Source organism: Microcoleus sp. B9-D4 (assembly GCF_036705105.1).
Lineage (GTDB): Bacteria > Cyanobacteriota > Cyanobacteriia > Cyanobacteriales > Microcoleaceae > Microcoleus.
In genome coordinates, this window is sequence record NZ_JAUBTS010000009.1 from 161,519 (window position 1) to 167,518 (window position 6,000).

General features: G+C 45.3%; 1 CRISPR repeat array (running past one end of the window).

Annotated features, from left to right (window positions below):
* A CRISPR array of direct repeats spans positions 1–5,691; the repeat unit is 36 nt; unit sequence GTTTCAATCCCTGGTAGGGTTTTAGGTTGTTTTCGG (it extends 1,728 nt beyond the left edge of the window).
* The last annotated feature ends 309 nt before the right edge of the window (positions 5,692–6,000 follow it).

Genomic DNA, 6,000 nt, shown 5'->3' on the forward strand with positions numbered 1-6,000 from the left:
TAACAAAACCCGATTTTTTAAGAACTGGAGGAACGTCAGTTTCAATCCCTGGTAGGGTTTTAGGTTGTTTTCGGCAAGTATACGGTTAAGCCTGGGGATTTTGATGATAGTTTCAATCCCTGGTAGGGTTTTAGGTTGTTTTCGGTTAATCTTGTCTAAACATTCCTCAGTCATTGAAAGGTTTCAATCCCTGGTAGGGTTTTAGGTTGTTTTCGGCTTGCTCAGTGATTTCTCGGCTTTTATGTAGATTTCATGTTTCAATCCCTGGTAGGGTTTTAGGTTGTTTTCGGCGAAGCCACAATCCCAAAAGCCAAAGCCCAATCCAAGTTTCAATCCCTGGTAGGGTTTTAGGTTGTTTTCGGCTTACTAAGTCTAGCTTTCAGCGCGCTATTTCTGTTTCAATCCCTGGTAGGGTTTTAGGTTGTTTTCGGTGGTCTTTGGTTAAGTTGCAGTTTTCGGCGATCGCTTTTGTTTCAATCCCTGGTAGGGTTTTAGGTTGTTTTCGGCCGGCTCCTGAAGTAGTCGCGGTCATCCAGTCTGCGTTTCAATCCCTGGTAGGGTTTTAGGTTGTTTTCGGATGAAAAATTGGTAGTTGGCAATAGGTTTATTTATGTTTCAATCCCTGGTAGGGTTTTAGGTTGTTTTCGGCCTCGATCGCTTCTAAAACGCTGCCAGATACCTCTTGGTAGTTTCAATCCCTGGTAGGGTTTTAGGTTGTTTTCGGCCAGATTAACTGATAGACCTCAAACATTTTGTTTCGGTTTCAATCCCTGGTAGGGTTTTAGGTTGTTTTCGGTTAATTCATGAAGAGCTATTTAGCATAGAAAGATACTGTAGTTTCAATCCCTGGTAGGGTTTTAGGTTGTTTTCGGTGTACTCCTAGGAGCTATCCTAAGAGTGGGGAAGTTTCAATCCCTGGTAGGGTTTTAGGTTGTTTTCGGACGGGCTGATACTGGATTAGCCAAGAAGTTGCACAATTGTTTCAATCCCTGGTAGGGTTTTAGGTTGTTTTCGGTTTTGCGCCCCAAAAGGGGATGCCGCAACTCTTAATGATGCGCGTTTCAATCCCTGGTAGGGTTTTAGGTTGTTTTCGGGTCGGGGTAGTCATCATCCCTCTCAAAAAAGGAGGGCGTTTCAATCCCTGGTAGGGTTTTAGGTTGTTTTCGGAAGATATTTGCTATTTCAGCCATCGATTCTACTGTTTCAATCCCTGGTAGGGTTTTAGGTTGTTTTCGGCGTGAAGCTCTTTCAGAAATGACTGAAGGTTGGGATAGGTTGTTTCAATCCCTGGTAGGGTTTTAGGTTGTTTTCGGCCTTGTCAGCTAATTGACGCGCGATATTACCAGCGGTTTCAATCCCTGGTAGGGTTTTAGGTTGTTTTCGGTGGTTTGGGGGTGTTTCTATGCAGCTAGATTTTTTGTTTCAATCCCTGGTAGGGTTTTAGGTTGTTTTCGGCTGTACTTAGCCTGGTTTGATGAGATTGATACTACCCTTGTTTCAATCCCTGGTAGGGTTTTAGGTTGTTTTCGGTTGGCATCTAAAAGTTTACGCTCTTGATAAATCAGTTTCAATCCCTGGTAGGGTTTTAGGTTGTTTTCGGCTTGCGCGGTTTCGCCGACACCTAAAATTGCTTAGTTTCAATCCCTGGTAGGGTTTTAGGTTGTTTTCGGCTTGGTACCGTGACCCCAATCCCTAAATTCACAAGTTTCAATCCCTGGTAGGGTTTTAGGTTGTTTTCGGTAAACCCCTCGCTAGGAGGGGTAGTTGTAAAAATTACTGTTTCAATCCCTGGTAGGGTTTTAGGTTGTTTTCGGGCGTATGTATTGCGAATTAGCCGTTTTAATGGCGCGTTTCAATCCCTGGTAGGGTTTTAGGTTGTTTTCGGTTCTTTTTAAGGTAGCCCTGTCTGGGAAGTATGTCGTTTCAATCCCTGGTAGGGTTTTAGGTTGTTTTCGGCCCCGACCTGTGTTACCCCATTGGCAATCTTCACCTCGTCTGTTTCAATCCCTGGTAGGGTTTTAGGTTGTTTTCGGTAGATTTACCGCAAACCCGCATTAGGCCAGGCGCTCGTATTCTTGTTTCAATCCCTGGTAGGGTTTTAGGTTGTTTTCGGAATGGCGCTACTCTCTGGATCGTACCGCCGGGGATAGAAGGTTTCAATCCCTGGTAGGGTTTTAGGTTGTTTTCGGTAGAAAGAGCTTTGGGGCTTATAGCAGGCCTGATTCCACCAAGTTTCAATCCCTGGTAGGGTTTTAGGTTGTTTTCGGAGTGTTCTAGCTGTCTTACGCCATCTCAACCGCGTGTTTCAATCCCTGGTAGGGTTTTAGGTTGTTTTCGGCCGAGTCGGTGGATGCCAGTCTTACGTTAAGTACATCGTGTTTCAATCCCTGGTAGGGTTTTAGGTTGTTTTCGGCAAAATGAGCACACATGACATTACTCAAATAGTGTTTCAATCCCTGGTAGGGTTTTAGGTTGTTTTCGGTCTCAATCGCAAGCTCAAACTCTTTGCGCTCGATGTTTCAATCCCTGGTAGGGTTTTAGGTTGTTTTCGGCAGATTAAAATCAACAGCTATTACCGATGCTGAATGTTTCAATCCCTGGTAGGGTTTTAGGTTGTTTTCGGTTAAATTGCAGCCGCTAACAGTCGATCGTTATGGTCGGTTTCAATCCCTGGTAGGGTTTTAGGTTGTTTTCGGAGTCCAGGCGCAGCAGTCCTCGATCGGGCAAACCCAGTTTCAATCCCTGGTAGGGTTTTAGGTTGTTTTCGGTTGCGGAGTTTCGATCGTGCTTGCAGCTACTTTGTTTCAATCCCTGGTAGGGTTTTAGGTTGTTTTCGGGTAGAGGGCGGCAGCACCTACAAAGTGTAGATTTGTTTCAATCCCTGGTAGGGTTTTAGGTTGTTTTCGGCGAGAATCAAGTTTAATGCCTCCTCTAATAACTTCAATCCTTGTTTCAATCCCTGGTAGGGTTTTAGGTTGTTTTCGGGCCCGATCGCACACGGCAGATTGTAGGCAAAATCAGTGCTGTTTCAATCCCTGGTAGGGTTTTAGGTTGTTTTCGGCCCAAGTCCGGCCATACTGTTGGCATAATTTATCTAAATCGTTTCAATCCCTGGTAGGGTTTTAGGTTGTTTTCGGTAGCAACTAGAAAAGAGACAACTGCACAGCAGAAGGGTTTCAATCCCTGGTAGGGTTTTAGGTTGTTTTCGGTTCGCATCTGAATTCATCCAAGAAATTTTTGATGCCCCTGGTTTCAATCCCTGGTAGGGTTTTAGGTTGTTTTCGGATTGTGCCGACAGTATGAACGGGTTATCCCTGCAGTTTCAATCCCTGGTAGGGTTTTAGGTTGTTTTCGGCCATTAGGAATTCCAGCATTGCATTGTCAATATTTAGGTTTCAATCCCTGGTAGGGTTTTAGGTTGTTTTCGGCATTTCTTAAATGTCCAGCGTAGAAAATGTCAGCACCGTTTCAATCCCTGGTAGGGTTTTAGGTTGTTTTCGGCGAATACTTCAATAATTCTTGCGGAAAATAAAGTGTACGTTTCAATCCCTGGTAGGGTTTTAGGTTGTTTTCGGTCGCCCATGTCCCCGCTGGGTCTCAGATATTCCACTACCGTTTCAATCCCTGGTAGGGTTTTAGGTTGTTTTCGGCCTAGATGATCCACGAGGAATGCTGACTTTTCAATAGTTTCAATCCCTGGTAGGGTTTTAGGTTGTTTTCGGCTTGACTGGGACGGAACTAAGGCTATGCAATGTCTTGTTTCAATCCCTGGTAGGGTTTTAGGTTGTTTTCGGCAATATTGAAGTCAGAATGTGACGAACTCACCACCGTTTCAATCCCTGGTAGGGTTTTAGGTTGTTTTCGGCCGAGATACTGTGTCGCAAGATTTTCGTAGGGGAAGTTTCAATCCCTGGTAGGGTTTTAGGTTGTTTTCGGCTCGCGGCGGGTGCGGGCAGTGGCGGTTGCCTTTAGTTTCAATCCCTGGTAGGGTTTTAGGTTGTTTTCGGCAAAAAGAACCAGAGTTTGAGTTTCCACCTTATGATATAAAGTTTCAATCCCTGGTAGGGTTTTAGGTTGTTTTCGGCCATTGGCGCATTTGGCCTGTACCACGCGCGGTTGTTTCAATCCCTGGTAGGGTTTTAGGTTGTTTTCGGCAAACGCCCGCGCCAGCAAATTACTTTCTTTCTCGTTTCAATCCCTGGTAGGGTTTTAGGTTGTTTTCGGCCAAATTAGAAGCCGAAGCCAAGAAACAGGGTAAGTTTCAATCCCTGGTAGGGTTTTAGGTTGTTTTCGGCCAAACTCAAATACAAGTTTTGCTGGCAACAGTTCGTTTCAATCCCTGGTAGGGTTTTAGGTTGTTTTCGGCCACTTTAGATTTGGCTAATAATTTTGCGCTACATGTTTCAATCCCTGGTAGGGTTTTAGGTTGTTTTCGGCTTGGAAGACGTGCCGCTGATACTGAAAAATTTTGTTTCAATCCCTGGTAGGGTTTTAGGTTGTTTTCGGCCCTTCGCAAGCTCAGGGCACATCTCCCTCGAATCCGCCTCAAAGTTTCAATCCCTGGTAGGGTTTTAGGTTGTTTTCGGCCAAGCTCAGGGCACATCTCCCTCGAATCCGCCTCAAAGTTTCAATCCCTGGTAGGGTTTTAGGTTGTTTTCGGCCCATTTATCGTGCCATCCTTACACTATTTGAGCAAAGTTTCAATCCCTGGTAGGGTTTTAGGTTGTTTTCGGCCCGCGTCAAGAGCAACATGACAGGGTTTTTCTAGATGTTTCAATCCCTGGTAGGGTTTTAGGTTGTTTTCGGCTGATGTTTTAAGCTTTTTGGGTTCACTATTTCCAAGTTTCAATCCCTGGTAGGGTTTTAGGTTGTTTTCGGCATAAGCCATTGCTTATCCTTAAGATGCCTTACAAATCCCGTTTCAATCCCTGGTAGGGTTTTAGGTTGTTTTCGGCCAATTGCAGAGTCTGTTCTAGGGGAAGTTACCGCGTTTCAATCCCTGGTAGGGTTTTAGGTTGTTTTCGGCTAGTGATGTTTTCAAGGATTATTTTGCATTGTTTCGTTTCAATCCCTGGTAGGGTTTTAGGTTGTTTTCGGCCGCAGGTTGATGTTTTTAAAAAGCAATATTGTTTTTTGTTTCAATCCCTGGTAGGGTTTTAGGTTGTTTTCGGCGGCCTGAAATCGATTCTACCGAGCCGGAATCGATTTCGATCGCAATCCCTGGTAGGGTTTTAGGTTGTTTTCGGCGGCTCCACTAGCTGCACTTGCAAATTTTACCGCTGTCCACAAATGCAATCCCTGGTAGGGTTTTAGGTTGTTTTCGGCGGTGATCGAAATCGAACTCGCATTACCAGACGATCAATGCAATCCCTGGTAGGGTTTTAGGTTGTTTTCGGCGGCTGATTGTTCCTTTGCAGTAGAGGGTGTTGCATTTCGCGCAATCCCTGGTAGGGTTTTAGGTTGTTTTCGGCGGCAATCACGCCATGAGTTAAAGCCTGCATGAGGGTCTCGCGCAATCCCTGGTAGGGTTTTAGGTTGTTTTCGGCGGCTAGACTGGGTAGATTTAGGACAATTTATCGCGCTCTGCAATCCCTGGTAGGGTTTTAGGTTGTTTTCGGCGGCCAGCGCACCACTGGGCAATTCACAACAAAGCTTTCTGCAATCCCTGGTAGGGTTTTAGGTTGTTTTCGGCGGCGGCCCGTTCCAGAAGCCTTGCTGTATTTGGTTTTCAAGGTGCAGTTCCGTGAATCTAAAACAAAAGTACCATTCCAGCCTGCGGCTTGTCAATACCCAAATTTCCATACTCCCTCCAAAAGCTTATCCTGTAAAGCTTACAGACTTTCCGTGAATCGTTTTTTCAGAGGAGGGGCATCAAACTCTTGCTGCACATGAGTTTGAGCCGAAAAATTTGATACCCCGATTTTGGTTGAGTCGATGGGGGATACTACTCCCCGCACCTCTCAGTTAGATCTGGGCGTGCGAGTTTCCCCGCACCCAGCT